The organism is Virgisporangium aliadipatigenens, assembly GCF_016863615.1.
In the GTDB taxonomy this organism is placed as follows: Bacteria; Actinomycetota; Actinomycetes; order Mycobacteriales; family Micromonosporaceae; genus Virgisporangium; species Virgisporangium aliadipatigenens.
Genome location: NZ_BOPF01000018.1, coordinates 71,642 through 98,605, shown reverse-complemented (window position 1 = coordinate 98,605; position 26,964 = coordinate 71,642). Strand labels below are relative to the sequence as shown.

Below are 26,964 nucleotides of genomic sequence, written 5' to 3'. Positions count from 1 at the left end.
TGGAGTGTCGTTACGGCTTGAAGTCGCCGAGCATGGCGTTGCCCGGCTCCACCAGCCCGTAGCTGGACTCCGGGATCGGCTGCCACGCGCCGACCAGTTCACCCAGCGGTTCCGAGACCACGATGCGGGTGCCGTCGGCGATGCGTTGCAGGCGTTCGTTCTCCGGGTACAGCGCGCGCAGCGCGGCGGCGTCGGTGCTGACGTACAACGAACGGCTGTTGCCCTCGCTGGAGTAGCGGAACGCCCACAGCCGCGTCCCGTCGGCGACGCCGAGCGTCATCTGCAGCGGCCGTTGCACCCCGTGCTCGCGCGCGGTCTCCTCGACGAAGGAGACCATCCGCTCCACCGCGCACACCGGCTGCTCCACGAGACCGAACGTGAGCGCCAGATGGAACATCACCTCGGAGTCGGTCGAACCGCCGATGTGCGGGTACAGCCCGGGATCCACGGCCAGCGTCAGCTCCCGCTTCATCGCGGCGAACCCGCGGATCAGCCCGTTGTGCAGCCACAGCCAGTTCCCGTAGCGGAACGGGTGACAGTTGCTCTGCTGCACCGCCGTTCCGGTACTGGCCCGGATGTGCGCCAGGAACAGCGGTGAGGCGACGGCGCCTGCCAGCTCACGCAGGTTCTCGTCGCCCCAGGCCGGGCCGATGCCGCGAAACAGCGCGGGCGAGCCGCCGTCCGTGCCGTACCAGCCGACGCCGAAGCCGTCGCCGTTGGTGGTCTCGGCACCCAGCCGCGAGTGCCGGCTCTGGTCGATCAGTGAATGTTCCGGCCGGTACAGCAGTTCCTCCAGCAGGATGGGCGAACCCGAGTAGGCCAGCCATCGGCACATCGTCGCTCCCTCGATCGGCATGACGTTCCACAATGGATGGTGGTCGCGGCGCACCGGCCCGGTCGTCATCCCGCCGGGGTGACGTAGCCTGCCCCGTTCCGCTGGCAGGCTCTGCCGATGCTGACCCTGGGTGTCGAGGAAGAGTTCTTTCTGCTCGGGCCGGACGGCGCGGTCGCGCCCGTCGCCGCGGAGGTGGTGCGCGCGGGCGGTGGCGCGATCGTGCCCGAGTACATGGCCTACCAGGTGGAGACGGCGACCGGGGTGTGCACCCGCCTCGACGAGCTGCGCGCCGACCTGTGGCGCCGGCGGGCGCACGCGGCGACCGTGGCCGCCCGCGCCGGCGCCTGGCTGGTCGCCTCCGGCTCGGTGCCGTTCCCGGACGGCCCGGTCTCCGCCGTCGCCGACGACGCGCGCTACCGCGCCCTGGCCCGCCGCTTCCCGTACGCCACGCTGGGCGGCGGGAGCTCCGCCTGCCACGTGCACGTGGGGATCGCGGACCGGGCGCTGGCGGTGGACGTTCTGGGGCGGCTGCGGGCGTGGCTGCCGGCGCTGCTGGCCTGCACGGTGAACTCGCCGATCATCGCCGGCGTCGACAGCGGCTGGGCGAGCGTGCGGTACCGGCGACAGCTGCGCTGGCCGACGTTCCGGCCGCCGTCGCCGTGGCCGGACCCGGACGGGTACGACCGGGCGGTGCGCGTCGCGGTCGCCCGCGGCACGGCCCTCGACCCGGCGAGCGTGTACTTCCTCGCCCGGCTGTCGGCCCGCTACCCCACCGTCGAGATCCGGGTGGCCGACGCGTGCCCGAGCGTCGACGACGCGGTGCTGCTCGCCGGCGTGACGCGGGCGCTCGTGGCGAGCCTGGTCGAGGACGTCCGGCGGGGTGTGCCGGCGCCCGACGTGCCGCCGCAGCGGCTCACCCGGGAACTGCTGGTCGCCGCGCAGCACGGCGTCGACCCGCGCTCGCCGGACCGGGCCTACGTCGCCGTGGACGACGCCGTGCGGCGGCTGTTCGACCGGATCGATCCGGTGCTGCACGCGCTCGGCGACGACGAATTCGTCCACAGTGGACTGGAGCGGCTGGGTCGCGAGGGCACGGGTGCGGTGCGGCAGCGCACGCTCTGGGCGAAGGATCCGACGCCGGCGGCGTTCACCGCCGCGCTGGCCGACGCCACCCTGACGCCGCCCGGCTGAGAAAACCGCCCGGCCGACCTCATCCATCGCGGATGATGCCCGTCCACCCGGGACCCGCCGATGATGGCCGCGACCGCACCGACGAGAACGGGAGTCACACCGTGGACTGGACCTTCGGCACGTTCCTCTGGGCCACCCTGGTGGTCTTCTTCTGGTTCGCCGTGGCGTGGAGCTTCATCTGCGTCTTCGGCGACATCCTGCGCCGCGAGATGTCGGGCTGGGCCAAGGCGGGCTGGATGCTGCTCATCGTGTTCCTGCCGTTCTTCGGCGCGCTCGCCTACATCGTCGCGCGGCCGGCCGAACCGATCGACACCCGGCCGCTGCACACCGCGCTGCGCGGCGGCGGCACCCCCGACGACGACCTCGCCGCCCGGCTGCGCGACGACGGCCGGCTCTCGCCCGCGGAGTACGAACGGCTGCGGCGCCAGGCGGCCCTGCGGGCCCGAAGCGTGTGAGCACCACCGACCCGGCGACCGTCCGCGAACTGCACCGGCTGCGCACCGAGCTGTCGCAGGCGCGGGCCGAACTGGACACCCGGGAGCGCCGGCGGGAGACGCTCGGCGCGGTGCGCCGGTGGGCCGGGGCGGTGCTGGCGGCGCTGGCGGCGTTCGCTCTCGTGGCGAGCGTCGTCGGCGTCTGGGCGGCGCGCACGGTGCTGGACACCGAACGGTGGACCGCGACCGTCGCGCCGCTGCCCGGCGATCCGGCGGTCGCGGCGGCCGTCGCGGAGTACACCACGACGCAGGTGTTCGCGGTGCTCGACGTCGAGGAGCGGGTGCGCGCGGCGCTGCCCGAGGCGGCCGGCTTCGTGGTCGGCCCGGTGGTCGGCCAGGTCCGCGACGGGGTGCGCCGCACCGTGGAGAACGTCGTCGGCAGCGACCGCTTCCGCGCCCTGTGGACCGAGGTGAACCGGCGCACCCACCAGCGGGCCCTCGCCGTGCTGCGCGGCACCAGCGCGGTCGTGCGCACCGACGGCGACCGCGTCACCGTGGACCTGCTGCCCGTGGTCAACCAGGTGATCCACGAACTGGGCGCCCGGCTGCCCACGGTGTTCGGCCGTCAGATCACGCTGCCCGACCTCGGCAGCGGGGCGATCCCGCCCAACCTGCGGACCACCGTCGAGGAGGCCCTCGGGGTCTCCCTGCCGGCGGACTTCGCCCGGTTCACGGTCGACGACGGTGGGCGGCTGCGGGCGGCGCAGCGGGCCCTGGACACCGCGCGGCGTGCCCTGGTCGCCACCGTGTCGGGCACGCTGCTGTTGCTGGTGCTGGCGTTCGTGGTGGCGCCGGGGCGGCGGCGGGTCACCGTCCACTTCGGACTGTGGTTGTGCGTGGCGGCGGTCGCCGTCACGGCGGTCCTGCGCGCCTGGCGGGCCGACCTGGAGGCGCGGGTACCCGAAGGTGTGTACCGCGACGGCGTCTCCGCCACGATCTCGCTGGTCACCCAGGGGCTGCGGGAAAGGGGCGAGATCCTGCTCCGGGCCGGCGCCCTGCTCGCCCTCGGCGCGTACCTGATCGGCCCGGGCCGCCTGCCGGTGCGGCTGCGCGCGGCGATCGCGGCCGGCGGTCGACGCGCCGCGAAGGCGGGCACGCAAGCCGTCCACAAAGCTCCACAGTGGACGGTCGAGCATCTCGACGCGATCCGGGTCGGTGGCGTCGTCGTCGCCGTCGTCGCCGCGCTCCTGCTCGCCTCCTGGACGGCCCTGCTGGTGCTGGCCGTCGCGCTGGCCGCGTTCGAGCTGGGCGTCACCGCCCTGGCGCGCCGCACCGGCTCACCCCGTGCGGGGGAGGCGACCCCGGCCCACGTTCGCTGACATTGACCGGGCGGCCGGAAGAGCCGGACGCCCCACCTCCCGGCCCCGGCCGGGAGAACGAGCCAGAAGGAGCTCATGCGATGTCCACACTGGTCGCCATTGGCTATCCCGACGAAGCGACCGCGACCGCCGCGGCCGACGAGGCGCAGCGGCTGTCGCAGGATCTCGTCCTGCAGCCCGACGCGATCGCCACCGTCCGCCGCGACGCCAAGGGCCGGTTCCACACCACCACCACCAACTCCCACCTCGTGGCCGGCGGTACCGCGTGGGGAATGTTCTGGGGCTTCCTGTTCGGGCTGCTCTTCTTCGTGCCCTTCTTCGGCATGGCGCTGGGCGCCGGACTCGGTGCCGTCATGGGGAAGATCGAGAAGTCGGGCATCGACAAGGAGTTCCAGAAGCAGGTGCGGGACATGCTCCAGCCCGGGACCTCGGCGCTGTTCCTCATCATCGAGCACGTCACCACCGACAAGGCGGTCGCCGCGCTCAGCCAGTACGGCGGAACGGTGCTCAAGTCGTCGCTGTCGGAGAAGACGGAGGCCGAACTCCAGGCGGCCCTGCACGGCGCGGACGCCACCACGCCCGCCGGCTCGACGCACTGACCACCGACGTACCGCACGAGAGGAGGACGGCATGCAGACGAGATCCGCCTGGGCCGGCTGGGTCACCTTCGCCGGCGTGATGCTGCTGCTGACCGGTATCGCCAACCTGATCGAGGGCATCGTCGCCCTCGTCAACGACGACTACGTCGTCATGATCGAGGACGTGATGTACCTCGTCGACATCACCGGCTGGGGCTGGCTCCAGATCGGTCTCGGCACGCTGCTGTGCGCCGCCGGCGCCGGTGTGCTCGCCGGGCAGACCTGGGCCAGGATCGTCGCCGTCATCGTCGCCGGCGTGCACATGCTGGCGCAGATCCTGTGGATCGGGGCGTTCCCCATCTGGTCGCTGCTCATGGTCGCCCTCGACGTGGTCGTGCTGTACGCGCTGACCGCGCGGTGGCCGGAGGCGGTCGGCGAGGAGGAACCGGTGCAGGCCCGGCGGCAGCCGCCGGTCATGGCCGAGTGACGTCCGGTGCGAACCCTCGCGGTCTGGATCCTCGACGACGCCTCCGGTGCTGACCGCGCCGCCGACGTCCTCGCGAGGTTCGCCCGGCACCAGGCGGCCGGTGTCGACGACGCCGCCGCCGCGTGGTGGGTGGCGGGCGCCCCTGGGCCGGGCGTCCGCCGCCTGTCGGGTCCCCTCTCCCCGGACCCGGCCGGCGACCTTTTCTGGGGAACGCTTCTGGGCATCGCGCTCCTGCCGCGCTTCGGCACGGCCACCCGCCCGGACGGGGCGCTGACCGGCATCGGCATCCCGGACGACCTCGTGGCGCGGACCGGCACCGCGCTGCGCCCCGGCACGTCGGCGCTGCTGGTGCTCGCCGACGGAACGGCGGTCGGCCGGCTGCACGACGCGCTCGCCGCGTACCGGCCGACGCTGCTGTACACCAACCTCTCCCCGGCCCACGACGAACTCCTGCGCACGGCGTTCCCGCCGTCGACCTGACCCCGAGGCAGGCATGAAAGACTATCCGGCCGAACCGATCCCGGACCGGCCGTCGGACCACGTGCACCGGCACCGGGTCTCCCGCCGGCTCGACGACGCCGCCCGCGCGCCGGTGACCGTGCTGACGGCCCCCGCCGGCACCGGAAAGACGGTGGCCCTCGCCGACTGGGCCCGCGGGCGCCGCCCGGCCGGCACCGTGCACTGGATCGACGCCGCACGCGACACCGAACGCCTGGCGCAGCGCCTCTTCGCGGCCGCGTCGCACGGCAACGGTGTCGCGAGCACCGTCGTCGTCGACCACGTCGACCGCGTCGCCGAACCGACCGCGCGGGTCGCGCTCGCCGAACTGGTCAGCGATCCGGTGCCCGGCCGGCACGTCGTGCTCGCCGGGCGCGCCGACCCGGTGCCGGCGCTGCCCCGCTGGCCGGCGCCCGGGGACCTGGCCGAGGTGCCCGCCGACGCGCTGACGCTCACGCCCGACGAGACCCACGAGGTGCTCGTCGCCGGCGGCGTCCACCTGCCCGGCCCGGAACGCCAGATCCTGCACCGGCGCACCGAGGGCTGGCCGGCCGGGGTGCGCCTCGCCGCCGCCTCGATGCGCGGCCGCCCCGACCCCACCACGGAACTCGGCGACGGCGGCGCCTTCGACGAGGCCGTCACCGGCTACCTGACCGCGGAGGTGCTCGACCGGCTGGCCGGCCCGCTGCGCCAGGTGGTGCTGGACACCTCGGTCGCACCGGTGCTCACGGCCGGCCTCGTCGAGGCGCTCGTCGGCGGCGACGGGGCGCGCACGCTCGCCGAGCTGTGCCGCGCCGGTGTCTTCCTGGCCCGGCGCACCGGGCCCGGCGGGTGGCACCGCTACCATCCCGCGTTCGCCCGCGCCGTCTACCGCGAACTGTGCGGCCGCGACTCCCGCCGGGCCACGCTCCTGCACCGCCGCGCCGCGGCGTGGCAGCGCGTCTACGGGTTCCCGGCCGAGGCGCTGCGCCACACGCTGCTCGCCGGCGACTGGGCGGACGCCACCGAACTGCTCGACACGCACTGGGCCGACCTGCTCGCCGGTACCCGGTTCGGGCGGCCGGACGGGTCGGCGCCGCGGCTGCCCTCCGCCGGGCGGGACGACGTGCGGCTGGTGCTGGCGTTCGCGGCGGAACGGCTGCACGCCGGCGACCTCGACGGGCTGCGCGGATACCTGCGCGACGCGGGACGCCTCGGTCGGCACCGGCTGTTCCCGGCGTTCCAGACCGCGGAGGCGCGCCTCGCCGGCGACCATCGGCGCACCGCGTCGGCCGCCGCACGCGCGATCGCGTTGCCCGACCGGGCCGGCTCGCCGGACTCCGCCGCCGCGCTCGCCCTGCTCTCCCAGGGGGTCGCCAGCGTGGGCGCGGGTGACGTGCGCGCCGCCGCGCCGGTGCTGAACACCGCGCTGACCCTCGCCGAACGGGCCGGGATGGCGCAGGCCCAGATCGCCGCCGCCGGGCACCTCGCGCTGGTGGAGGTGGTGCGCGGCCGGCTGCGCCACGCCGTGCGCCTCGGCCGGCAGACGCTGGCGACCGCCGACCGGTTCGGGATCACCTCCGCCGTGGAACTGGGCTGGGCCCGGCTGGCCCTGGCCGGGGTGGCCTGCGAACGCGACCGGGTGGCGGCGGCCTGCCGGTTCCTCGACGAGACCGTGACCTTCGCCGACGACGATCCGGCGATGTCGGCCGCGGCGCAACTGCTGCGCGCCCGGCTGTGCCACAACCTCGGACACCCCGTCGACGGCCTGAACCTCGTGCGCGCGATCCACCGCGGCCACGCCCCGGCGACCCTTCCCGCCCCGCTGCGGCGGGCCCTCGCGCTGACCGAGGCCGAACTGCGGCTCGCCCTGCACCAGCCCGGCGCGGTGCGGCCGGAGTCGCTCGACGAGCGCGGCGAGGTGACGTTCGCGGAGTGGTCCGCCGTGGTGCGCGCCGCGGTGCTGCTGGCCACCGACCGGCCGCTGTCGGCGCGCCGCGCGCTGGCGCCGCTGCTGGCCCGCGACGCCGGTGTGCCGTCGACCTGCCGGGTGCGGGCCGCGCTTCTCGGCGCCGTGGCGGCGGAACGCCTGCGCGACACCGCGGGCGTGCGCGACGGCCTCGCACTGGCGGTCTCGACGGCGGCGGCGGACGACATCCGGCGGCCGTTCGTCACCGGTGGGCCCCTGGTGCGGCGGCTGCTGCTGGCCTACGCACCGACGCTGCGCCGCGAACGGGTCGCCGGCCGCGAGCTGCTCGACGAGCTGTGCCGCGCGTTCCGTGGTAGATAGGCGGTGTCACAGCAGGCGCAGTTCACGCGCGCGACGAACGGCCTCGCGACGGCGGCCGGCGTTCAGCTTCCGGTAGATGTTCTTGATGTGCGTCTTGACGGTGTTGACCGACACGTACAGCGTCGCGGCGATCTCGTCGTTGGACATGGTGCCCTGCAGGTAGCGCAGCACGATCAGTTCCCGTTCGGTCAGCGGCTCGAGCAGCACGCCCACCGGCGGGCCGGCGGTGCCCAGTTCGACCGCGGGCACCGGAGCCGGCACGGGGTCCACAGTGGACAGTTCCGAGGCCATCGGGTGATACACCGGCAGCAGCGGCCCGAACGTGGCGAGCAGGTCGCGCACCGGATGCCCGCCGGCCACGAACGGCCGACGGAAGCCCTCGTCCTCGGCGGCCGCCATGGCGGTCTCCAGGTGCCGCACGACCCTGGCCCGGTCGCCGAGCGCCCGGCCGGCCAACGCCATCAGCAGCGCGCCGCGGACCTGCCAGGTGAGCGACGACGGGTGCGACTCCACCGGCACCGAGGCCGTCGCCAGCGCGGCGGTGAAGCGCCCCTCGCCGTACTGCACGGTCGCCTCGACCACGGCCGCCCAGCCGGCGAAGATCTCCGCGTCGGCGCGGTCCGGCAGGGCGCGCGCCGCGGCCGCGAAGTCGCCGGTCGCCACCCGCGTCTCCGCCTCGACGAGCGCCAGGGCGGTGCGCAGCGGCGGGGCGGCGGTGGCCAGTTCGCGCCGGGCGGCCAGCACGACGTTCAGCGCCGCCGCGAAGTGTCCGTGCGCCAGCCGCAGCCGGGCGCGGTGCACCTCGCCGAAGGCGAGCGCCTCGACGTTGTCGCCGGCGAGGTCGAGGCCGAGTTCGGCCTGATGTTCGGCGTCGGCGAGGCACTCCCACTGGTAGTACACCTCGGCCAGGGCCATCCGGGTCCACGCCAGGTCGACGGCGTCGGTGAGGCCGAAGCGTTCGGCGGTGGTGAGGGCCCGCCGGCCGATGGCCGCCGCGAGCCGCAGCCGCCCCTGGACCGCCTCGAGCGTCGCCAGCAGTCCGGCCGCGCAGATCTGGGCCTGCACCATGCTGGTGCGCTGGGCGAGGACCAGCGCCTCGCTCAGCGGCTGCCGGGCCTGGCCCCACTGGCCGATGCGCATCCAGGCCCGGCCGGAGGAGAGCAGGGCGAGTGCACGCGTCTCGTCGGCCAGTTCCTCCGACGGGTCGCCGAGCACCGGCGGGACGAGGCTCAACGCGACCCGCGGGTCGCCGAAGACCGTCGCCTCGGCCAGGTGCAGCGCCGCCGCCATCCGCGGGGCGCCGTTTCCGTTGCCGTTTCCGTTGCCGTTCCCGTTGCCGCCGTTGCGCACGTGGCGATCGGCCATCCGCAGGTAGCCGCGCATCCCGTCGGCGTCCCCGCGGCGCAGGTGTTCGGCGGCGAACGCCAACGCCAGTTCGGCCGGCAGCTCGGAACGGCCGGGCGTCGGGCCGTCGTCCGCCGGCAGGCCGCGGCGCGGGCCCACCACGAGGTCGGTCCAGTGCCGCGACAGCACGTCGGTCGCCTGCCTCCAGCGGCCGGCCAGCAGCGAGTGGCGCAACGCGTCGCCCGGCAACCCGTGCACGGCATGCCAGTCCGCGGCCCGCCCGTGCAGGTCCCGGACCCGGTCCGGCATCCGGCGGCGCAGCTGCGCGTACAGGGTCCGGGCGAAGAGCGGGTGGAACCGGTACCAGCCGCCCGGGCCCACCTCGCGGCGCAGGAACAGGTCCGCGCGGCTCAGTTCGGCCAGCAGCGCGCCGCCGTCGACCCGCCCGGTCAGCGACTCGACCAGACCCGCCGACAGGTGTTCCACCGCCGAGGTCTCCAGCAGCAGGCGGCGGCGTTCGGACGGCAGCGCGTCGATCACCTCCACCGAGAGGTACTCGGCGACGGAGGCGAAGTAGCCGTCGTCCTCCAGCAACAGGGCCGGATCGGTGCGCTGCGGCGCCGCGCCGAGGGCCAGGCGCAGGCCGACCGCCCAGCCCTCGGTCGCGGCGTGCAGCCGGAACAGCGCCGTCTCCGTGCACTCGACCCCCATCGAGGCGACGAACTGCGCGGTCTCCTCGACGCTGAACGCGAGGTCCTCGGCGCGCAGTTCGGTCAGCACGCCGTCGACCCGGAACCGGTGCAGCGGCAGCGCCGGATCGGTCCGCCCGGCGAGGATCAGCCGCACGCCGCCGTCGCCGTAGCGCACGAGCTGTTCCACCTCGGCGAGCACGTCCGCGTCGCGCACCAGGTGGAACCCGTCGACCACGACGACCGGGCGCGGTGCGGGTGCGCCCCCGCGCGCCGCCGCGGCCGCCACCCCCTTGTCCACCCGGGACAGCAGGTCGCCCGCGCCGTCGCGCTCCACGCTGATCCACACCACCGGCCCCAGGCGGCTCGCCGCGTGTGCCCACGAGGCCAGCAGCACCGTCTTGCCCCAGCCCGCCGGGGCGGTGACGACGGTCAGCGGGGTACGCGCGGCGGCGTCGAGCCGTTCGATCAACCGGCGCCGCTGGATGTGCCCGGGCGGCACCTCCGGGGTCCGGACCGGACGCGTCATGACACCCGACACAGCACTCTCCTCACGAACGAAGCTCTCACGAACGGGGCAGCGGCTCGGCCGCCATGACACAGGCGTCGTCGTTCGTCTCGTGCGGACGCACCCGCTCCACCACGTCCGGCACGCCGCACCGGTCGTCGCGCAGCGTCTGCCGGACGCGTTCCACCAGCGCGGTGACGCCCTCGTCGACGCTGCTGCCGCGCCGTTCGACCAGCGCGTCGGTGTACATCAGCAGCATGTCGCCGGGGTCCAGGGGCGCGACCCGCTGCGGGTACCGCGCGTCGGGGTCGACGCCGAGCATCACCCCCGGCGGCTCGTACCAGGGCCGCACCCCGGAGGAGTGCGCCAGCACGATCGGCGGATGGCCGGCGCGCGCCCAGGTGAGCGTCCCGTCGGCCGGCCGGTACTTCGCGACCACGGCCGTGGCCATGGCGTCGCCGGGCTGCTGCCACAGCACGGCGTTCAGCGCGGCGAGCAGCTCCCCCGGCTCGAACCCGGCGATGGCCAGCGCCGCGCAGGAGTGGCGCAGCGCGCTCATCGAACCGGCGGCGGGCAGGCCGTGCCCGACGACGTCGCCGACGGCCAGCACCAGGGCCCCGTCGGCGAGCGGCACGCAGGAGTACCAGTCGCCGCCGATGCGCAGCCCCGGATCGGCCGAACCGTAGCGCACGGCGACGCGCAGGCCGTTCAGCTCGGTGAGCGGTGTCGGCGGCGGCATGATGATGTCCTGCAGGTGCCGGTTCAGTTCCCGGGCGTCCACTGTGGACAGCGCCGCCGGCGGCCGGATCCACGACGCCGTCACGAGGTGAGCTCCCGGTAGGCGCGCACCACGGAGCCGGTGCGCTCGGCGATCGCCGCCAGCTCGGCCGCCTCGACCGGTTCGGTGTCCGGATCGGTGCGCGCGAGAACGTCGTCCAGCTCCTCCAGCACCTGCCGGGTGCGTTCCCACGCGGCGTGGTGCCGCTCGCAGGCGACGCAGGCGTCCACCAGTTCGACCAGATGCCTTGTCCCCTCGGCGATCCTCGCGTCGCGCTCGCGGATCCGGTCGAGAACCAGCTGGCGCCGGGCCTGCCAGGCCGGCAGGGCGGCGTCGGGCACCGACCACGACGGCTCCTGCGCGTGGCGGAACGCCCGGCGCAGCGCCTGCCGCTCGACCAACGTGCGACGCAGCTCGCGCAGCGCGCCGTCGAGCACCGGGCCGGGATCCGGCACGTCGGCCAGCCCGCCGAGCGACGGCCAGGCGCGCCGGACGATGCGGGCCTGCTCCCGCACCCGGATCATCAGCGCACGGTCGGCGGCGTCGCAGAGCTCCACCTCGGCGGGCGGCTCCTCGGCGCGCGACCGCCGCCGCACCGCCACCGACCCGAACGCCAGCAGCCCGATGACGAGCACCCAGACGAGGCCGCCGAGCGGTTCGCCGGAGACGGCGAAACCACCGCCGACGATGGACGCGACGCACATGACCGCCGCGACGAACAGCGTCACGGGCTCCGGCTCCCGGCGGTGGCTCGCCGGGGCGACGCGGGCGGAGACGGGATGGAACATCACCGCTCTCCCCGTTCCACCGCTATCACGCGGATCCCGAGCGCCTCGGCGCGGGTGAGCAACGCGTCCATGGCCGGTTCGCGCATCGGCAGGTCGTACAGCGCGATGTCGACCGGCTCGTCGTCCAGGTCGTACTCGGCGAAGAGCGCACGCGTGGCGGCGTCCAGGCGGCCGCGCACCAGCAGCGCGTAGTGGCGCAGGTTCATCGCGCCGCCCCCGCCTGTGCGACGGCGCGCGCCCGCGCGGCGACCCGGGCCCGGGCCTGCGCGGCGAACGCCTCCTGCGCGGCGTCGAGGAGCCGGCGCCAGTTGCGCACCCCGGGGTAGCGGCGCAGCAGCGCGCGCCGCTCCCGCTCGGTCATCCCGCCCCAGACGCCGTTCTCGTGCCGTTCGTCGAGCGCCTCCGCGAGGCACCGGAGCCGGACGCGACAGCCGGTGCACACCCGCTTCACCCGGTTCTGCTGCGCTTTGGTGGCGAACAGCAGTTCCGGATCCTCGCCGCACGAGGCGAGGTACGCCCAATCGAGGACCATGTCGTCGCTCCTTCCAGTCGGCTCCGTCGTTCCTCGGTGAGGACGACCCTTCCGGCCAGGTGACCGGGAGTCACCATCTGCGGCGGATGAAGCGACGCGGTTCGATCACCCCATCCGGCGCGGGTGATGCCGCCCGGTGCACCGGTGCGGATCCTGGCGTTGTGCCGAAGCCAGGAACCGTCGTCGACGTCGGGTTTCCGGTGGACCTGTGGGCCGGAACCGTCGCCACGGCGATGGTGGCCGGGCTGGTGGCGCTCACCGGTACCGTGGCGGCGCGTGCCGCCGGGGACGTCCGCATCATCGCGCCGGCGGCGCACGGCGGCTATCTCGTGGCGAGCCCGTTGCGGCTCACCGCCGCGGCCCTCGTCGCCACCGCCGGTGCCGCGCTGCTCATGCACCTGCTGCTCGTGCTCTCGCCGCAGCCGTTCCTCTTCTTCGGCTGGGTGTCGGTGCTGATGACGACGCTGATCACGCTGTGGCCGTTCACCACGTCCGCCGACGTGCCGGCGCAGGCGGCCACCGCGCTGGTGTACCTGGCGATCGGCGGCTGTGTCACCGGGCTCACCGCCTCGGTCGCCCGGGAGTCCCGATGGAGCTGGAGGTACCGGGAATGAGTGTCTTCGGGGAGGCCGACGGAGTGTCCACTGTGGACGACGTGCGGCTGCCGTGGTGGCAACCGGCGTTGCTGGGCGCGGTGTCGGTGGGCTTCGGCGTGGCGGTGCTCGCCTGGCCGGACGCCACGCTGCGCGCGATCGTCATCTGGACCGGGATCTGGCTGATCCTGCTGGGTGCCGCGCGGCTGTTCGCCGCCGTCGTCGGGCCGGGCGGGTGGGGCATCCGCCTGCTGACCGCCGGGGCGGCGCTGTTGCTGATCGGGGGCGGCATCGCGTGTCTCGTCGACGCGGTCGCCGGCCTGACCGTGCTGGCGGTGCTGGTCGCGGTGGCCTGGATCGTCAGCGGCGTGTGCGAGGTGGTGCTGGCGTTCGGGGCGGACAGCGGGGCGCGGCCGTGGCTGCTCGGGCTCGGCGTGCTGTCCACTGTGGTCGGTGTGGCGTTCCTGGTGCTGCCCCGGCTGTCGCTGGCGTCGCTGGTGCTGTTCACCGCCGCGAGCGCGCTGGTGGTCGGTGTCGGTTCGCTCGTCGTCGCGGTGAGGCTGCGCCGGGCCTGATACTCCGGCGGCGCGCCGGGCCCCTGGAATCACGGGGCCCGGCGCGTCGTGTGGCGGCTCAACCGGCGGTCAGGCGAAGTCCGTCCACGTACTCGACGAACCCCGCCAGCTGCTCCGGGCAGTACACCCGCAGCACCAGCAGTTCGCCCTCGACCACCCGCCGGGCGGCGACCACCGGCCGCACCCCCACGTGGGCGGCGCCGTTGCTGAGGCTCACGTCCGCCGCCGCACGGCGCAGCGCGGCGCCCGGGTCGGCGCAGACGTGCCCGCCGTCGGTCCCGAACACGCGCGTCGCGACGCGGATCGACGGCGCCGTCAGCCCGGCCTCGTCGAACGCGAGCACCAGCGCCTGCGCCTTGGCCCGCGCGTCGGCGTTCTCCTTGGCGACCGGGTACACCAGCAGTCCCCAGGCCGTCAGACCCGCGACCACGAACGCCGCGGCCCCGTAGAGGGCTTTCACGATGCCTCCTTCCACGACGGCTTGCGGAAGCGGTAGAACAGGAACGGCACCAGCAGCCCGATGACGAGGATCCCGCTGCCGACGATGGCCGTGTACACGACCGGACTCCCGCCCCCGAACTGCGACGGCGGCACGAACCCGATCAGCAGCGCCGCCAGTGAGGCGAGGAACCCGATGGCCGCCAGCGGCACCAGCATCGGCGCCCGGTAGCCGCGGTGCGTGTCGGGCTCGCGCCGCCGCAGCCGCACCGCCGCGACGAACATCAGCAGGTACATGATCAGGTACACCTGGGTCGTCATCACCGAGAAGATCCAGTAGACGCTCGACACGTCCGGGATGAGCCCGTACGCGAGCGCGATCACGGTGGTCAGCACGCCCTGGCAGACCAGGATGTTCTGCTGCACGCCGTGGGCGTTCATCCGCTGCAGGAACGGCGGCAGGTAGCCCTCCTGCCGGCTGATCAGCAGCAGCCCCTTCGAGGGCCCGGCGAGCCAGGTGAGCATGCCGCCCAGCGAGGCGCACACGATCATCACGGCCAGCACCGGGGTGAGCCACTCGACGCCGAACTCGGCGAAGAAGCCCTGGAACGCCTGCATCAGCCCGGCCGTGAGGCTGAGGCTCTCCGCCGGCACCACCCAGCTGATCGCCAGCGCCGGCAGGATGAAGATGGCCAGCACCAACCCCATCGCGAGAAACATCGCCCGCGGGAACTCCCGTCCCGGCTTGCGCAGCGACGACACGTGCACGGCGTTCATCTCCATGCCGGAGTAGCTGAGGAAGTTGTTGACGATCAGCACCAGGCTGGCGAGTCCGGCCCATTCCGGGAGCAGGTGCGCGTTGTCCATCGGGGCCGCGGAGGCGTTGCCGCGCATGAGATACGCGCCGCCGAGCAGGACCAGCACGACGCCGGGGATCAGCGTGCCGATGAACAGGCCGCTGCTGGCGAGGCCGGCGAGCGCCTTCGTGCCCCGGGAGGAGACGAGCACGCCCAGCCAGTACACGGCGATGATGACGATCGCCGTGTAGACGCCGTTGCTGGCCAGTTCCGGCGCCACCACGTACGCCAACGTGCTGGCCACGAAGGACAGCAGGCTCGGGTAGTAGAAGATGGTCATCGCGAACTGGCACCACACGGCCAGGAACCCGGCCTTCGGTGAGATGCCCCGGCTGACCCAGTTGTAGACCCCGCCGGTCCAGCCGGAGGCGAGTTCGGCCGACACGAGCGACGTCGGCACCAGGAACACCAGTGCCGGGACGAGATACAGGAAGACGCAGGCGAGTCCGTAGACCGCCATCGTCGGTGCCGGGCGGAGGCTGGCCACCGACGACGTCGTCATGAAGGCCAGCGCGGTCCACGCGATGAACTGCGGCGCGGCCGCTCTGCGCACGGGTCCGGCACGCGTGGCGCCGGCACTGGTTGCGGCATCTGAGCTCATCGGCACACCATCGCGGTCCCGCCCGGCGGCCGACATCACCCGCCGTGGATGAAGCCCGGCGCCGTCGCGGGCCCCGATGATGGCGCCACCGTAGGCGAGCGAGGAGGGCTTTGCGATGACCGTCGAAGCACGCCCGGACGTGGCGACGTTGCGCGGCCGGGTCCAGGGGCTGATGCCGGCCGCGCGGGAGGACCTGGCCGCGTTGGTGGCGTTCCGTTCGGTGGCCGATCCGGCGCTCTATCCACCCGACGAGTGCCTGAAGGCGGCGCGGTACCTGATGGACGCGTTCGCGGCGGTGGGACTGGAGGACGTGCGTGACTACGAGACCCCGGACGGCAGCCGGGCGGTGTACGGGCACGCGCCGGCGCGGGAGGGCGCGCCGACGGTGCTGCTCTACTGCCACTACGACGTGCAGCCGCCGCTGGACGAGGCGGCGTGGGAGAGCCCGCCGTTCAGCCTGACCGTTCGCGACGGGCGCTGGTACGGCCGGGGCGCCGCGGACTGCAAGGGCAACATCGTGGCGCACCTGACGGCGTTGCGCGCGCTCGGCGCCGACCGGCGGGTCGGGGTGAAGGTGATCGCCGAGGGCTCCGAGGAACAGGGCACCGGCGGGCTGGAGGCGTTCGTCGTCGACAACGTCGAACTGCTGCGCGCCGACGCGATCCTGGTCTGCGACGCGGGCAACTTCGCCGCCGGGCTGCCGACGCTGACCACCACGCTGCGCGGCCTGGCGAACGTCATCGTGACGGTGCGGACGCTGGACGGCCCGGTGCACTCGGGCATGTTCGGCGGGCCGGCGCCGGACGCGCTCGCGGCGCTCATCGCCATGCTGGCGTCGCTGCGCAACGACGCGGGCGACACGACGGTTCAGGGGCTGGACGTCCACCGGCGCTGGGACGGGGTGTCGTATCCGGCGCGGCAGTTCCGCGCGGACGCCGGTGTGCGGCCGGGGGTCGGCATCGTCGGCAGCGGCGAGGTGGCGGACATGCTGTGGGCCCGGCCGGCGGTGACGGTTCTCGGGATCGACTGTCCGTCGGTGGCGGAGTCCTCGGCGTCCGTTCCCGCGCAGGCGCGTGCGCGGGTCAGCCTGCGCGTGCCGCCGGGGACCGGAGCGGCGCTCGCGCAGGACGCCCTGATCGCGCACCTGCGGGCCGTCGCCCCGTGGGGCGTCTCGGTCGAGGTGGAACGCCAGGCGCTCGGCGAACCGTTCGCCGGCCGCACGGACGGGCCGGCGTTCGCCACGATGCGCGCGGCGCTGGAGTCGGCCTACGGCAAGGAGCTGGCGACGCAGGGGCAGGGCGGCTCGATCCCGCTGTGCACCGTGTTGCAGCAGACCTATCCGGACGCCGAGATCATGATCATGGGGGTGGAGGAGCCGAGGTGCCTCATCCACGCGCCGAACGAGAGCGTCGACCCGCGCGAGATCGAGCGCATCGCCCTGTCCGAGGCGCTGTTCCTCAGCCGTCTGTCCACATCGGACGGTCCGGGGCGGGTGCGGTGACGGCCGCCGCGGTGGACCGGCGACCGGGCAACGGCCTGCTCGTCGTGACGTGCCTGGCCACCCTGGTCGTCAACGCCAACACCTCGGCCGTCACCATCCTGCTGCCCGCGATCGGCGCCGACCTCGACGCGTCGATGTCCACCCTGCAGTGGGCGGTCACCGGCTATTCGCTCGTCGGCGCCGCGGTCATCGTGACGGCCGGGGTGCTCGGCGACATCTTCGGCCGCCGGCGGCTGTTCCTGTGCGGGCTGTGGCTCTTCGTCGCCTCCTGCGTGCTGATCGCGTTGTCCGGCAACGCGTTCGGGGTGGTCGCCGGGCGGATGGTGCAGGGCGCGGCCGGTTCCACGCTGCTGGCGTGCGGGCTGAGCCTGCTCGCGGCCGGATCGTCGGGGCCGCCGCGGATGCGGGCCGTGTCGCTGTGGGGTGCCGCCGCCGCGGTGGGCGCCGCCGTGGGCCCGCTCGCGGGCGGGCTGCTGGTCGGGGCCACCGGCTGGCAGGGGCTGTTCTGGGTCGACGCCGCGGTGGCGCTGGTCTGCGTTCCGCTGACGCTGCGCGCGGTGCCGGAGTCGCGCGACCCGGGTCGGGCCCGCACCGTGGATTTCCTCGGCACGGTGCTGGTGGCCGCCGCGCTCGCCGCGCTGATCCTGGCCGTCACCGAGGGACCGCAGTGGGGCTGGGCGTCCGTCGCCACCCTCGCCTGTCTGGCCGTCTCGGCCGCCTCCGTGGTCGCGTTCATCTCGGTCGAACGGCGGGTGCGCGCCCCGCTCGTCGACCTGTCCATGCTCGCCAACCGGCCACTGATGGCGGCGACGCTGGGCATCCTCATCGGTTCCGGGACGGTGAACGGCCTCATGTACCTGTTCAGCGTCTACGCGCAGGATCCGGCGACGCTGGGCATGACCGCGCTGGAGGCCGGCGTGGCGACCCTGCCGGTGAGCCTGGCCCTGGTGGTGACCGCGCCGCTGGTGACCCGGCTCGGTGCCCGGATCGGCGTGCGCACCGTCATCAGCCTCGGCTTCCTGGTAACGACCGCCGGCTTCGGCGTGCTCGTGCTGACCGGCGCCGACTGGACGTACGCGGCGTTCGTGCTCCCGCTCGTGGCGGCGGCGGTCGGCATGGGGTTCACCAACGGGCCGTGCTCGGCGATCGCCACCGCCGTCGTCCCGCCGGATCGCATCGGTGCCGCGTCGGGCATCTCGAACATGGCCCGCTACGTGGGCGCCTCGGTGCTGACGGCGATCGCGGCGACCTGTTACGCGTCGGCCGGTGGAGGGACGGCCGACGCGCGTGCGGACGGGTTCTCCCGTGGCGCGCTCGCCATGACGCTGGTGTCGGCGGCGGGTATCGCACTGGCGGCGTTCGCCGGTCGACTGCGCCACCGCCACCGCGGAACGGTCGACGACGCCGCTTCCGCCGCGGGTTCGGCGCACACGCTGCCGGTGGCGGCCGGCGCGCGTTCGGGGTGACTCAGTCGAGCAGGCCGAGGCTGCGCCCGCAACGCACGGCCTCGGTGCGGGTCGTCGCGTCGAGCTTCCGGTACACGGAGGCCACCTGCGTCTTGATGGTGTTGCGGGACAGCTGCAGCTCGCTGGCGATCTCGCCGAGGGTCATGTGGGTCCGCAACGACTTGAGGACCCGCAGTTCCGCCGCCGTCAACGCCACCCCGACGTAGCCGGACGGACGCGCGGTGCCGGCGTGCGCACTACGCCGGGACTCCGCCTCCGCGGCGAGGGCGGCCAGCTCCCGGTCGAGCACGCCGGCCGTCGACAGCCGGGCGAGGTGCCGCCGCGCCTCGGCGAGCCGGCGGTCCACGTCCGGCGTCTCGCCGAGCGTGAGCAGGATCCGGGCGAGCCCGAGGTTGGCCTGCACCGCCAACCAGGGGAACGCCGCCGGGGACGGCGACGCGTACAGGCGCATGGCGGCCGACACGTGCCGGCGCGCCGCCGGCTCGTCGCCGTCCACCGCCGCGAGCCGGCCCGCTGCCACGTGCACGAGCACCGTGAAGACGTTGTCCTGCAGGCCCGCATCGCCGACCAGCTCCCACGCCTCGTTGACGCACGAGTCGGAGACGAACCGGTCGTCGCGTTCGAGCGCGAGCATGGACAGCTCGGCCAGGGCGAGGGCCGCCACCGCCGGCTGCTGCTCGCCGCCCAGGTGTACCGCGCGCTCGAGGCCGCGCACGGCCGGCCGTGGCTCGCCGACGAGCAGGTGACCGATGCCGAAGAAGGCCGCCGCCAACGGGTACCACGCGCCGCCGGGCGGCTCCAGGTCGAGGCCGAACCCGGCGTCGGTGCTCATCTGCTCCACGCCGTCGACGGCGAACGCCGCCCGCACGATGGCCAGCCGTGCGGTGGGAACGGCCGGTTCGCCGGCGGCGCTGGTGCGTCCGGCCGCGTGCAACGCGCGCAGCGCGCCTGCCGGGTTGCCGCAGAACGCCTCGGTCCACGCGGCGGTCAGGGCGAGCGGGCGGTGGTGCTCGACGACGTTGCGCAGGGCCAGGAGCCATTCGCGCACCACGTGGACGCGGCCGGTGTTGAGCAGGTCGTGGCCGTAGGTGCTGACCATCCGGGCCGCGGTGTGCAGGTCGCGGCCGACGATCGCCTGGGCGACGGCGTTCTCCGGGAGCCGGTGCTTCTCCAGCCAGCCCGCCGCCCGGCCGCGTAGGTGCGGCTCCCGTTCGGGCTCCTCGCGCCGCAGCCGGGCCAGCAGCGTCTCGGCGAACAGGGGATGGAACCGGTACCAGCCGTCGCCACCGTCCGATGTGGACATGAACAGGCCCTGCCGGTGCATGGTGTCGAGCCAGGCCTGGGAGCCGGTGACGCCGAGCACCTCGTCGCAGAGTTCACCCGACATCCGCGCCAGCACGGCGCAGCGCTGCAGGCATTGCACCTCCGACGGCGACACGTCGCGCAGCACCTCGTCGCGGAAGTACTCCGCGACGTGCCGGTCGTGCCCGCCGAACCGGTCCGCGACGGCGACCGGGTCGGCCTGCTCCGCTACCGCCGTGGCGGCCAGCCGCAGGCCGGCGGCCCAGCCCTCGGTGCGCCGCAGCACCGCCTCCACGAGCGCCTCGCTCGGCGGGACGCCCACCGAGCGCAGGAACGCGGCGGTCTCCTCGTGGTCGAACGCGAGCTGCGCGGCGCCGAACTCCGCGAGGCCCCCGGCTCCGCTCAGCCGGCCGAGGCGCAGCACCGGCCGGGAACGGCCGACCAGGACGAGCCGGTGCCCCGGCATTGCGCGCGCGATGATTCCGTCGAGCAGGTCCGCCACGGGTCCGGGGCGGATGAGATGCGCGTCGTCGATGATCAACGTGCGGTCGAGGAGTCCGGCGAGTGCGGCATCCGGCGCGAGGCTTTCCGGCGGGCCCGGCTCATCCAGGGTTTCGGCGAGCCGGCGAATGAATATCCGCGGCGCGTTGTCCGGGTCGGTGAAACGGAATCGCGCGGCATTCGCCGCGCCGCTGCGGATCCATTGCTCGACGGCAAGTGTTTTGCCGTATCCTGCGGCCGCCGCGATGACGACGACCCGCACGGTTTCCGCCAGCGCGGAGAGACGTCTGATCAGTCGGGTGCGAAAAACCGGGTGGGGTGGGTTTCCGGGCCTTTCGTGTCCTGCGTCGGTGCGCTCCATTCTCGACTCCCGGACATGCCGGCACCGGGTCCCGTCGGGAGAAACGACGGGACCGAATGCATAGACCAGTTGTGGATCCATCTCAACCCGACACGCCGTTTAAGGCAATACCTTTCTGGGTAGTAGCCGGTCTTTTTGCGACTTACCGGATTCGAAATTGAACATAGATCAAGATAAATGACAATTGTCCGAATATCGGATTCTCACGGTCACCGCACACCAACCGGGGGTGATGCGCCCCGTCACGCGGAATCACCCGGGCATCACCCGATGTGGACGATGCCCGCCCCCTGCCCGACTGGCCAGACTCGCCAACGTCCCGCCCGGCGAAGCCGTCCCCGGCCCCGCGAACGCTCGGAGTGAGGAACCGCGATGTCAGTACAGGTTGAGGAAGCACCCGGTCCGATGACCCCGACCGGCGACCCGGTGATGGCCGCCAAGCTGCGCAGGCCCGACGCTCCACCGTGGACGGTCCCGCGCACCCGGCTCTTCGACCGCGTGGCCCGCGCGGTCGACGGGCCGCTGACCCTGATCAGCGCACCGGCCGGAACCGGCAAGACGGTGCTCATGGGCTCGTGGCTGGACACCGCGCCCGACCTTCCGCACGTGTGGCTGAACGTCGGCGACGCCGGCCTGAGTCCCGGCGTCTTCTGGTCCTACATCCTGGCCGGGTTCGGCGGCACCGGCAAGATTCCCCACCTCGCCGGCCCGACCGATCCCGACACCGTCGAGCGCTCGCTGCTGGTCCGGCTGGCCGCCACCCTGTCGGAACTGCCGCAGCCGCTGATCCTGGTGCTCGACCACGCCGAGGCGCTCGCGCGCGGGCCGGTGCCCGAGACGGTGGAGTTCCTCCTCACGCACGCCGCCCCGCAGCTGCGCCTCGTCGTGCTGACCCGGACCGATCCCGCGCTGCCGCTGCACCGGTACCGCATGGACGGCTCCCTGACCGAGCTGCGCCTGGCGGACCTGGCGTTCGACGAGGACGAGACCAGGGCCCTGCTCGCCGCGCACGACGCGCACCTGACCGACTCGGCCGCCTCGGCGCTCGGCGCGGCCACCCGGGGCTGGGCGGCCGGCCTGCGCCTCGCCGCCCGCGCGCTGCGCCGCAACGCCGACCCGGCCCGCTTCCTCGACGGCAGCCTCGACGGCGACGGCGACATCGCCGGCTACTTCGGCGCCGAGGTGCTCGACGCCCAGACCCCCAGCGACCGCGACTTCCTGCTGCGCACCAGCCTCGTCGACGAACTCCCACCCGGCCTCGCCGCCGCGCTGAGCGGCCGGCCCGACGCGGACACCGTGCTGGCCCGGCTCGCCCACGCCAACACGTTCACCACGACCAGCGCCACCGGCCCGCGCACCTACGGCTACCACCCGCTGGTCCGCGAGGTGCTGCGCACCCGGCTGCGCCACGAACATCCGGACCGCACCGCCGCCCTGCACCGCACCGCCGCCCGCTGGTACGCCGACGCCGGCCGGCTCGACGAGGCCGCGCACCACGCCGCGAACGCCGGCGACTGGGCCGACGCCGCCGCGCACGTGGTCGCCGACCTCGCCGTCACGCGGCTGTGCCACGGCCCGCGCGCGGAAGGGTACGCGGCCCGGTTCGCGGCGATGCCGCCCGACATCGCGGGCCCCGAGGCGGCCGTCGTGCACGCGGCACTCGCCCTGCGCACCGGCGACACCGCCACCTGCGGCGCCCACCTCGCGAGCGCCGAACGCCTGATCCACGACGAGAGCGGCTGGCCCCTGCGCCTGTGCGCAGCGGCGCTACGGGCACTGCACGCCGCCGCGACGGGCGACCGCGACGACATGGCCGCCACGGCCTGCGCCGCCTCCGCCGCCGCGCTGCTGACCGACGCCACGGCCCGGGGCCTGCGGGTACCCGCCGACGTGGTGGCCCTGGTGCGCGCGACGCGGGCGGAGGCGCTGCTGCGCACCGGCGACCTGAGCGCGGCGGCGGACGCGGCCGCCGAGGCGCTCGACGCCACGACCCTCGACGGGGCGCGGCACCTGCACCTCGACTGCCTCGGCCGGCTGGCTCTGGTGGAGGCGCTGCGCGGACACCTGCGCCACGCCACGGAACTGGCCCATCGGGCCGAGGCGGTCATCGTCCACAAAGGACAGTCCGCGTCGGACCTCCCGCCGGCGGTGCCGCTCGCGCTCGCCTGGGTGCACACCGAGCGCTGCGACCCGGCCGCCGCGCGGCGGCACCGCGACCGCGCGGCGGCACACGCCGGCGACCCGATTTGCGGCGGTGTGCTCGCCGCCGTCGAGGCCCGCCTGCGGCACGCGCCGGGCGACGGCCCCCTCCCGCGCCCGACTCCCGCGGGCGGCGAAGCCACCCTGACCCAGCGGGTCGAATCCTGGCTCGCCACCGCGTCGGCCGCGCTGGCCGACCGGCGCTTCGACGCCGCCCGCGACGCCCTCGAACGCGCCCTGCGCCTGGCCGAACCGGAGAAGCTGCGCCGTCCCGTCGCCGAGTCCCCGGCCGCGCTGCGCCGCTTCCTGCGCCACGACCGCCGCCTGGCCGAACGGCACGCGTGGCTCGGCGCGGCCCGCACCGGCGGCGGGTATCCGCCGCGTTCGGCCGGCGGCGGTGCGGTGCTGGTCGTCGAGCCGCTCACCGAGAAGGAACGGGAGGTGCTGCGGTACCTCTCCGAGCTGTTCTCCACCGAGGAGATCGCGCGGACGATGTTCGTATCGGTGAACACCGTCAAGACCCACGTGCGCGGCGTGCTGCGCAAGCTCTCGGCGACCCGCCGCAACGAGGCCGTGCGCCGCGCCCGCGAACTCGGCCTGGTCTGACGAGGAGAAGTTCATCCGCCGGGGGCGATCCCCGACGGCCGTTCCGACGCCAAGGTGGCAGCCATGACGGATCCTTCGCCGCGTCCCTACACACCGCGCGAGCCCCTGGAGGAGACCGCGTTCGACCCGACCGCCTACGAGTGGCGGCCCTACCGGCCGGCCCCGGCGCCCCGCCCCGGCCTGGACGCGTCGCGGCTCTGGTTCGGCGCCGCGGCGACCGCGCTGGTGGCGGCGCTCATCGCGATCGTCGGCGCCCTCGTGGCGAACGCGCTCTTCGACGTCCCGGTCGTCGTGCCGACCGGCGGCGGCACCTGGGTGGCGGCCCGCGCCGGCTGGTACGCCTTCGGCGCCGTCGTCGCCTGCCTGGTCGCGACGGCCGTGTGCCAGCTGCTGGTGGCGTTCGCCCCGCGGCCGCTGCGCTTCTTCACCTGGCTGGCGGTGCTGGCCACGGCGGTGGCGGTGCTCGTGCCGTTCCTGGCCGACGCCTCGGTCGTCGCCGTGGTCACCACCGCCACGCTCAACCTGGTGCTGGGCATCGCGATCGGCTCCCTGGTCGCCGGCAGCGCCCGGGGTGCCCTGCGGCCCTCGCGCGCCGCCTGACTATTTAATAGGGTCGATAGTCGCTCTGGACGTACTGCTTAGGTACGCTCAGTCAGCATCTTGAACGTCTGCTCAGCGGGGCTGCACAGAGCGGGAGTCGATCGTGCCCGATCCTCGTAGCGTGGCCCCGGACGGCGTGGCCCCGCGTGGAGTGGAGTTCGTCGGCCGCGATGCCGAGTTACAGACCATCGCCGCCACCCTCGCCGCGCTGCGCGGCGGGCGGGCCGGGTTCCTCCAGGTGGTCGGCGAACCGGGTATCGGCAAGACCCGCCTGCTGACGGCGGTGCGGGAGATGGCCCTCGCCGAGGGTGTGCAGACGCTCTCCGGCCGGGCGGCGGAGTTCGAACAGATGCCGTTCCAGGTGCTCCTGGACGCCCTGCAGGAGTTCGGCGACACCGCCCGGCTGGACGACCTGGTCGCGCCGTCGGCCGCCGACGTCCTGCGCGCGGCGATCCCGTACCTGTACCGGCTGGGCGGCGGGCCGTCGGAGTCGGAGCACGACATCGACCGGTTCCGGCTCTTCCAGTCCCTGCGCGAACTGCTGCTCGCCATGGCCGAACGCCCCCTCGTGCTGCTCCTCGACGACGTGCACTGGGCCGACCCCGGCTCGATCGACTTCCTCGACTTCCTCGGCCGCCGGCCGATGCCGCAGCCGCTGCTGGTCGTGGTGGCGCACCGGGACCGGCAGGCCCCGCCGCCGCTGCGCTACTCGCTGGCGCGCAACGTCGACCAGGGCACCGTCACCCGGATCGAACTCGGCCCGCTGACGAAGGCCGAGTCGGCGCGGCTGATCGGCGGCCGCGCGGGCAGCCGCCGGGTCGCCGACCTGTACGAGGAGAGCGCCGGCAACCCGCTCTACCTGCTCGCGCTGGAACGCCTGCAGCGTGGCGCCAACGGGCCGGTCGGCGTCGAGGCGCACGGCGACCGCTCCAGCCGGCTGGAGTCGCTGATCCTGGGCGAGACCACCGGGCTGTCCGCCGACGAACTGGCCGTCGCATCGACCGCCGCGGTCCTCGGCGACCCGTTCTCCGCCGAGATGCTCGCCGCGGTCGTCGACGGGTTGGCGCCGGCCGACGTCGAGCGCGCGGTCGACGGGCTGACCCGCCGCGACCTCGTGCGCCCCAGCTCCTACGGGGCGGTGTTCGCGTTCCGGCACCCGCTGGTGCGCCGGGCGATCTACGACCGCACCGCCCCGGCGTGGCGGGTGGGCGTCCACCGTCGGGCCCTCGACCTGCTCACCGCCCAGGGAGCCTCCGCCTCGGAACGGGCAGGGCACATCGCGCGGTGCGTCACCACCTGGTCGCCGGAGCACGTGGCCGTGCTGTGCCAGGCCGGCCACGAGTCGATGAGCACCTCGCCCCTGACCGCGGCGCACTGGTTCCAGGTGGCGTTGCGGCTCCTGCCCCGAACGGCCGAACTCGCCGCCAAGCGCTTCGAGATCGGATTCCTGCTCGCCCGCGCGCTCGGTCTCGGCGGCCGGTTCGCCGCGAGCCGCGACCTCCTGCACGAACTGCTGCACGCCACGTCGGCCCGCGACGCCGTCAACCGCGGGGCGGCGGTCGTGCTGTGCGCCCACGCGGAACAGCGGCTGGGCCGCTACCCGGAGGCGATCGCGCTGCTGCGCGCGGAGGTGGCCCGCGACGAGCAGGACACCGAGGCCCGCATCGGCCTGTGCCTGGAACTGGGACTGACCGCCCTGCTGGCCAACGACTATCCGGCCGCCCGCGAGGACATCTCCTGGGCGCACGCCGCCGCCCGGGCCTCCGGCGACGTGCTCGGCGAGGCCACCGCCCTGGCGTTCAGCGCGTTCGGGGAGATCTGGGCCGGGCACACCGACGTCGCCAGGACCGCGGCCGACGCGGCGAGCGTGCTGGTGGACGGCCTGCCGGACAGCGCCCTCGTCGGCGAACGCGAGGCGCTGTGCATGCTCGGTTGGGCCGAGATGCTGCTGGAGCGCTTCGACGACGCCGAACGCCACCTCGCCCGGGGACGCGCGATCGTGCGCCGCAGCGGCCAGAGCCACAGCCTGCCGCACGTGCTGCTCGGGCAGTGCCTGGTGCTGATGTTCACCGGCCGGATCTACGCGGCGCTCGAGGCGTCGCAGGAGGCGGAGGACGCCGCGCTGCTGGTCGGCAGCGAACATCTGCTCGGCACCGTGCTGGCGATCCGTTCGCCGATCCAGGTGTGGGTCTCCTCGCGCGGTGAGGCCGGTGCCGCGCTGGCCAACGTGCGGCGGGCCACCACGCTGTTCACCGGCAGCGCGGTCAACAGCTGGTGGGCGCGCACCGCGCTGATGCTGCGCGGCCACGCCGAACTGACCAACGGCGACCCGCGCGCCTGCGTCGACCTGGTCATGCGGGCCGGCGGGACAGATCTGACGCTGCTCGGCGCGCCGCTGCTGGCGCAGTACACCGAGATCCTCGTCGGTGCCCTGGTGAAGCTCGGCGACCTGGACGAGGCGAGCCGCCGCGCCGAACAGGCCGTCGCCTTCGCCACCCGGCTCGGCCTGCCGGGCCAACGGGCGCACGCCGTGCGGGCGCGGGCCGTGGTGCAGGCCATCCGCGGCGACCACGCCGGCGCCCTGGCCGGGTTCGACGCCGCGGACGCGCTGTTCGCCGCCGCCGGCAAGCCGGTCGAGCAGGCCCGCACCGCCGTGTACTCGGCCCGGTCGCTGGCCGCCCTGGACCGGCTCGACGAGGGGGTCGCGGCGCTGGACCGGTCCATCGCGCAGGCGAGCGCGGGCGGGGTGATCTGGGTGTACGAGGACCTCGTGCGGGTCCGCGAACTGCTGACCGGCACCGGCCCGGCACCGCAGCGCCGCGCGGCCGCCGCCTCCCTGCTGGCCGCGCTGACCGGCCGGGAACGGGAGGTGGCCGTGCTCGCCGCCGACGGGCGTTCCAACCGGCAGATCGCCAGCCGGCTGCGGCTCAGCGAACGCACCGTCGAGGCGCACCTGGCGAACGTCTACCGGAAGCTGGGCGTCGCCTCCCGGGTGACCCTCGCCGGCCTGCTCGCCCGGGAGAGTTCGGGCGAGCCGCGCATCGCCTGACCCGC

23 protein-coding genes are annotated in these 26,964 nt (G+C 74.4%); 14 read left to right on the top strand and 9 right to left on the bottom strand.

Annotated features, from left to right (window positions below; all coding sequences use genetic code 11):
* Window positions 1-10: 10 nt before the first annotated feature.
* Window positions 11-856: a class II glutamine amidotransferase gene (locus tag Val02_RS23815; RefSeq protein ID WP_239153292.1), complete on the bottom strand. Its 846-nt coding sequence runs from the start codon at window positions 854-856 to the stop codon at window positions 11-13.
* A 96-nt stretch (window positions 857-952) separates the two neighbouring features.
* Between Val02_RS23815 and Val02_RS23810 the strand changes: the two genes are divergently transcribed.
* From Val02_RS23810 to Val02_RS23780, 7 genes are all read left to right on the top strand, one after another.
* On the top strand, window positions 953-2,026 hold the full coding sequence (locus Val02_RS23810) for a carboxylate-amine ligase (RefSeq protein ID WP_203901398.1): 1,074 nt from the start codon (window positions 953-955) through the stop codon (window positions 2,024-2,026).
* Between the two features lie 101 nt (window positions 2,027-2,127).
* Window positions 2,128-2,481 carry a PLD nuclease N-terminal domain-containing protein gene (locus tag Val02_RS23805; RefSeq protein WP_203901397.1) on the top strand — a complete coding sequence of 118 codons (354 nt, stop codon included), beginning with the start codon at window positions 2,128-2,130 and terminating at the stop codon, window positions 2,479-2,481.
* Entirely contained in the window at window positions 2,478-3,839 is a 1,362-nt protein-coding gene (locus Val02_RS23800) for a hypothetical protein (RefSeq protein WP_239153291.1), read from the top strand. Before Val02_RS23805 ends, Val02_RS23800 begins: the two co-directional genes overlap by 4 nt.
* 80 nt (window positions 3,840-3,919) lie before the next feature.
* Window positions 3,920-4,438 (top strand): DUF1269 domain-containing protein, encoded by a 519-nt coding sequence (locus tag Val02_RS23795; protein WP_203901396.1) that lies wholly within the window; start codon window positions 3,920-3,922, stop codon window positions 4,436-4,438.
* Between the two features lie 31 nt (window positions 4,439-4,469).
* Window positions 4,470-4,904 (top strand): DUF7144 family membrane protein, encoded by a 435-nt coding sequence (locus Val02_RS23790; RefSeq protein ID WP_203901395.1) that lies wholly within the window; start codon window positions 4,470-4,472, stop codon window positions 4,902-4,904.
* A gap of 6 nt (window positions 4,905-4,910) precedes the next feature.
* A complete protein-coding gene (locus Val02_RS23785; RefSeq protein ID WP_203901394.1) occupies window positions 4,911-5,384 on the top strand; it encodes a DUF1269 domain-containing protein in 474 nt (157 codons plus the stop codon).
* A gap of 13 nt (window positions 5,385-5,397) precedes the next feature.
* Entirely contained in the window at window positions 5,398-7,671 is a 2,274-nt protein-coding gene (locus Val02_RS23780) for a winged helix-turn-helix domain-containing protein (RefSeq protein ID WP_203901393.1), read from the top strand.
* A gap of 6 nt (window positions 7,672-7,677) precedes the next feature.
* Here the strand turns inward: Val02_RS23780 and Val02_RS23775 are convergent, their stop codons facing one another.
* Genes Val02_RS23775 through Val02_RS23755 form a run of 5 tightly spaced genes read right to left on the bottom strand, consistent with a single transcriptional unit; the run spans window position 7,678 to window position 12,310 of the window.
* Window positions 7,678-10,233, bottom strand: coding sequence for a winged helix-turn-helix domain-containing protein (locus tag Val02_RS23775; protein ID WP_203901392.1), 2,556 nt, complete (start codon window positions 10,231-10,233; stop codon window positions 7,678-7,680).
* Window positions 10,234-10,270: 37 nt separating this feature from the next.
* Complete coding sequence (locus tag Val02_RS23770) at window positions 10,271-11,035, bottom strand: PP2C family protein-serine/threonine phosphatase (protein WP_203901391.1); 765 nt, start codon at window positions 11,033-11,035, stop codon at window positions 10,271-10,273.
* Window positions 11,032-11,778 (bottom strand): hypothetical protein, encoded by a 747-nt coding sequence (locus Val02_RS23765; protein ID WP_203901390.1) that lies wholly within the window; start codon window positions 11,776-11,778, stop codon window positions 11,032-11,034. Before Val02_RS23765 ends, Val02_RS23770 begins: the two co-directional genes overlap by 4 nt.
* Window positions 11,778-11,984 (bottom strand): hypothetical protein, encoded by a 207-nt coding sequence (locus tag Val02_RS23760; protein WP_203901389.1) that lies wholly within the window; start codon window positions 11,982-11,984, stop codon window positions 11,778-11,780. The genes Val02_RS23765 and Val02_RS23760 overlap by 1 nt, the downstream gene beginning before the upstream one ends.
* Window positions 11,981-12,310, bottom strand: coding sequence for a WhiB family transcriptional regulator (locus Val02_RS23755; protein WP_203901388.1), 330 nt, complete (start codon window positions 12,308-12,310; stop codon window positions 11,981-11,983). The genes Val02_RS23760 and Val02_RS23755 overlap by 4 nt, the downstream gene beginning before the upstream one ends.
* A gap of 161 nt (window positions 12,311-12,471) precedes the next feature.
* Between Val02_RS23755 and Val02_RS23750 the strand changes: the two genes are divergently transcribed.
* Window positions 12,472-12,924, top strand: a complete 453-nt coding sequence (locus Val02_RS23750) for a hypothetical protein (RefSeq protein ID WP_203901387.1) — start codon at window positions 12,472-12,474, stop codon at window positions 12,922-12,924.
* Window positions 12,921-13,478: an HdeD family acid-resistance protein gene (locus tag Val02_RS23745; RefSeq protein WP_203901386.1), complete on the top strand. Its 558-nt coding sequence runs from the start codon at window positions 12,921-12,923 to the stop codon at window positions 13,476-13,478. Before Val02_RS23750 ends, Val02_RS23745 begins: the two co-directional genes overlap by 4 nt.
* A 58-nt stretch (window positions 13,479-13,536) precedes the next feature.
* Here the strand turns inward: Val02_RS23745 and Val02_RS23740 are convergent, their stop codons facing one another.
* Together Val02_RS23740 and gadC are read right to left on the bottom strand one after the other, a co-directional pair.
* On the bottom strand, window positions 13,537-13,938 hold the full coding sequence (locus Val02_RS23740) for a hypothetical protein (RefSeq protein WP_203901385.1): 402 nt from the start codon (window positions 13,936-13,938) through the stop codon (window positions 13,537-13,539).
* A complete protein-coding gene (gadC, locus tag Val02_RS23735) occupies window positions 13,935-15,374 on the bottom strand; it encodes a glutamate/gamma-aminobutyrate antiporter GadC (RefSeq protein WP_203901384.1) in 1,440 nt (479 codons plus the stop codon). Before gadC ends, Val02_RS23740 begins: the two co-directional genes overlap by 4 nt.
* A 115-nt stretch (window positions 15,375-15,489) precedes the next feature.
* On the opposite strand from gadC, the gene Val02_RS23730 reads away from it, so the two are divergent.
* Both Val02_RS23730 and Val02_RS23725 read left to right on the top strand, forming a co-directional pair.
* A complete protein-coding gene (locus Val02_RS23730) occupies window positions 15,490-16,875 on the top strand; it encodes a dipeptidase (RefSeq protein ID WP_203901383.1) in 1,386 nt (461 codons plus the stop codon).
* Complete coding sequence (locus Val02_RS23725) at window positions 16,872-18,341, top strand: MFS transporter (RefSeq protein WP_203901382.1); 1,470 nt, start codon at window positions 16,872-16,874, stop codon at window positions 18,339-18,341. The genes Val02_RS23730 and Val02_RS23725 overlap by 4 nt, the downstream gene beginning before the upstream one ends.
* A gap of 1 nt (window position 18,342) precedes the next feature.
* On the opposite strand, the gene Val02_RS23720 is transcribed toward Val02_RS23725, so the two are convergent.
* On the bottom strand, window positions 18,343-20,406 hold the full coding sequence (locus Val02_RS23720; protein ID WP_203901381.1) for a LuxR family transcriptional regulator: 2,064 nt from the start codon (window positions 20,404-20,406) through the stop codon (window positions 18,343-18,345).
* A gap of 471 nt (window positions 20,407-20,877) precedes the next feature.
* Between Val02_RS23720 and Val02_RS23715 the strand changes: the two genes are divergently transcribed.
* The 3 genes from Val02_RS23715 (at window position 20,878) to Val02_RS23705 (ending at window position 26,959) form a co-directional block, all read left to right on the top strand.
* A complete protein-coding gene (locus Val02_RS23715) occupies window positions 20,878-23,310 on the top strand; it encodes a winged helix-turn-helix domain-containing protein (protein ID WP_203901380.1) in 2,433 nt (810 codons plus the stop codon).
* A gap of 63 nt (window positions 23,311-23,373) precedes the next feature.
* Complete coding sequence (locus tag Val02_RS23710; protein WP_239153290.1) at window positions 23,374-23,910, top strand: DUF6069 family protein; 537 nt, start codon at window positions 23,374-23,376, stop codon at window positions 23,908-23,910.
* A 103-nt stretch (window positions 23,911-24,013) separates the two neighbouring features.
* On the top strand, window positions 24,014-26,959 hold the full coding sequence (locus Val02_RS23705; protein ID WP_203901379.1) for an ATP-binding protein: 2,946 nt from the start codon (window positions 24,014-24,016) through the stop codon (window positions 26,957-26,959).
* The last annotated feature ends 5 nt before the right edge of the window (window positions 26,960-26,964 follow it).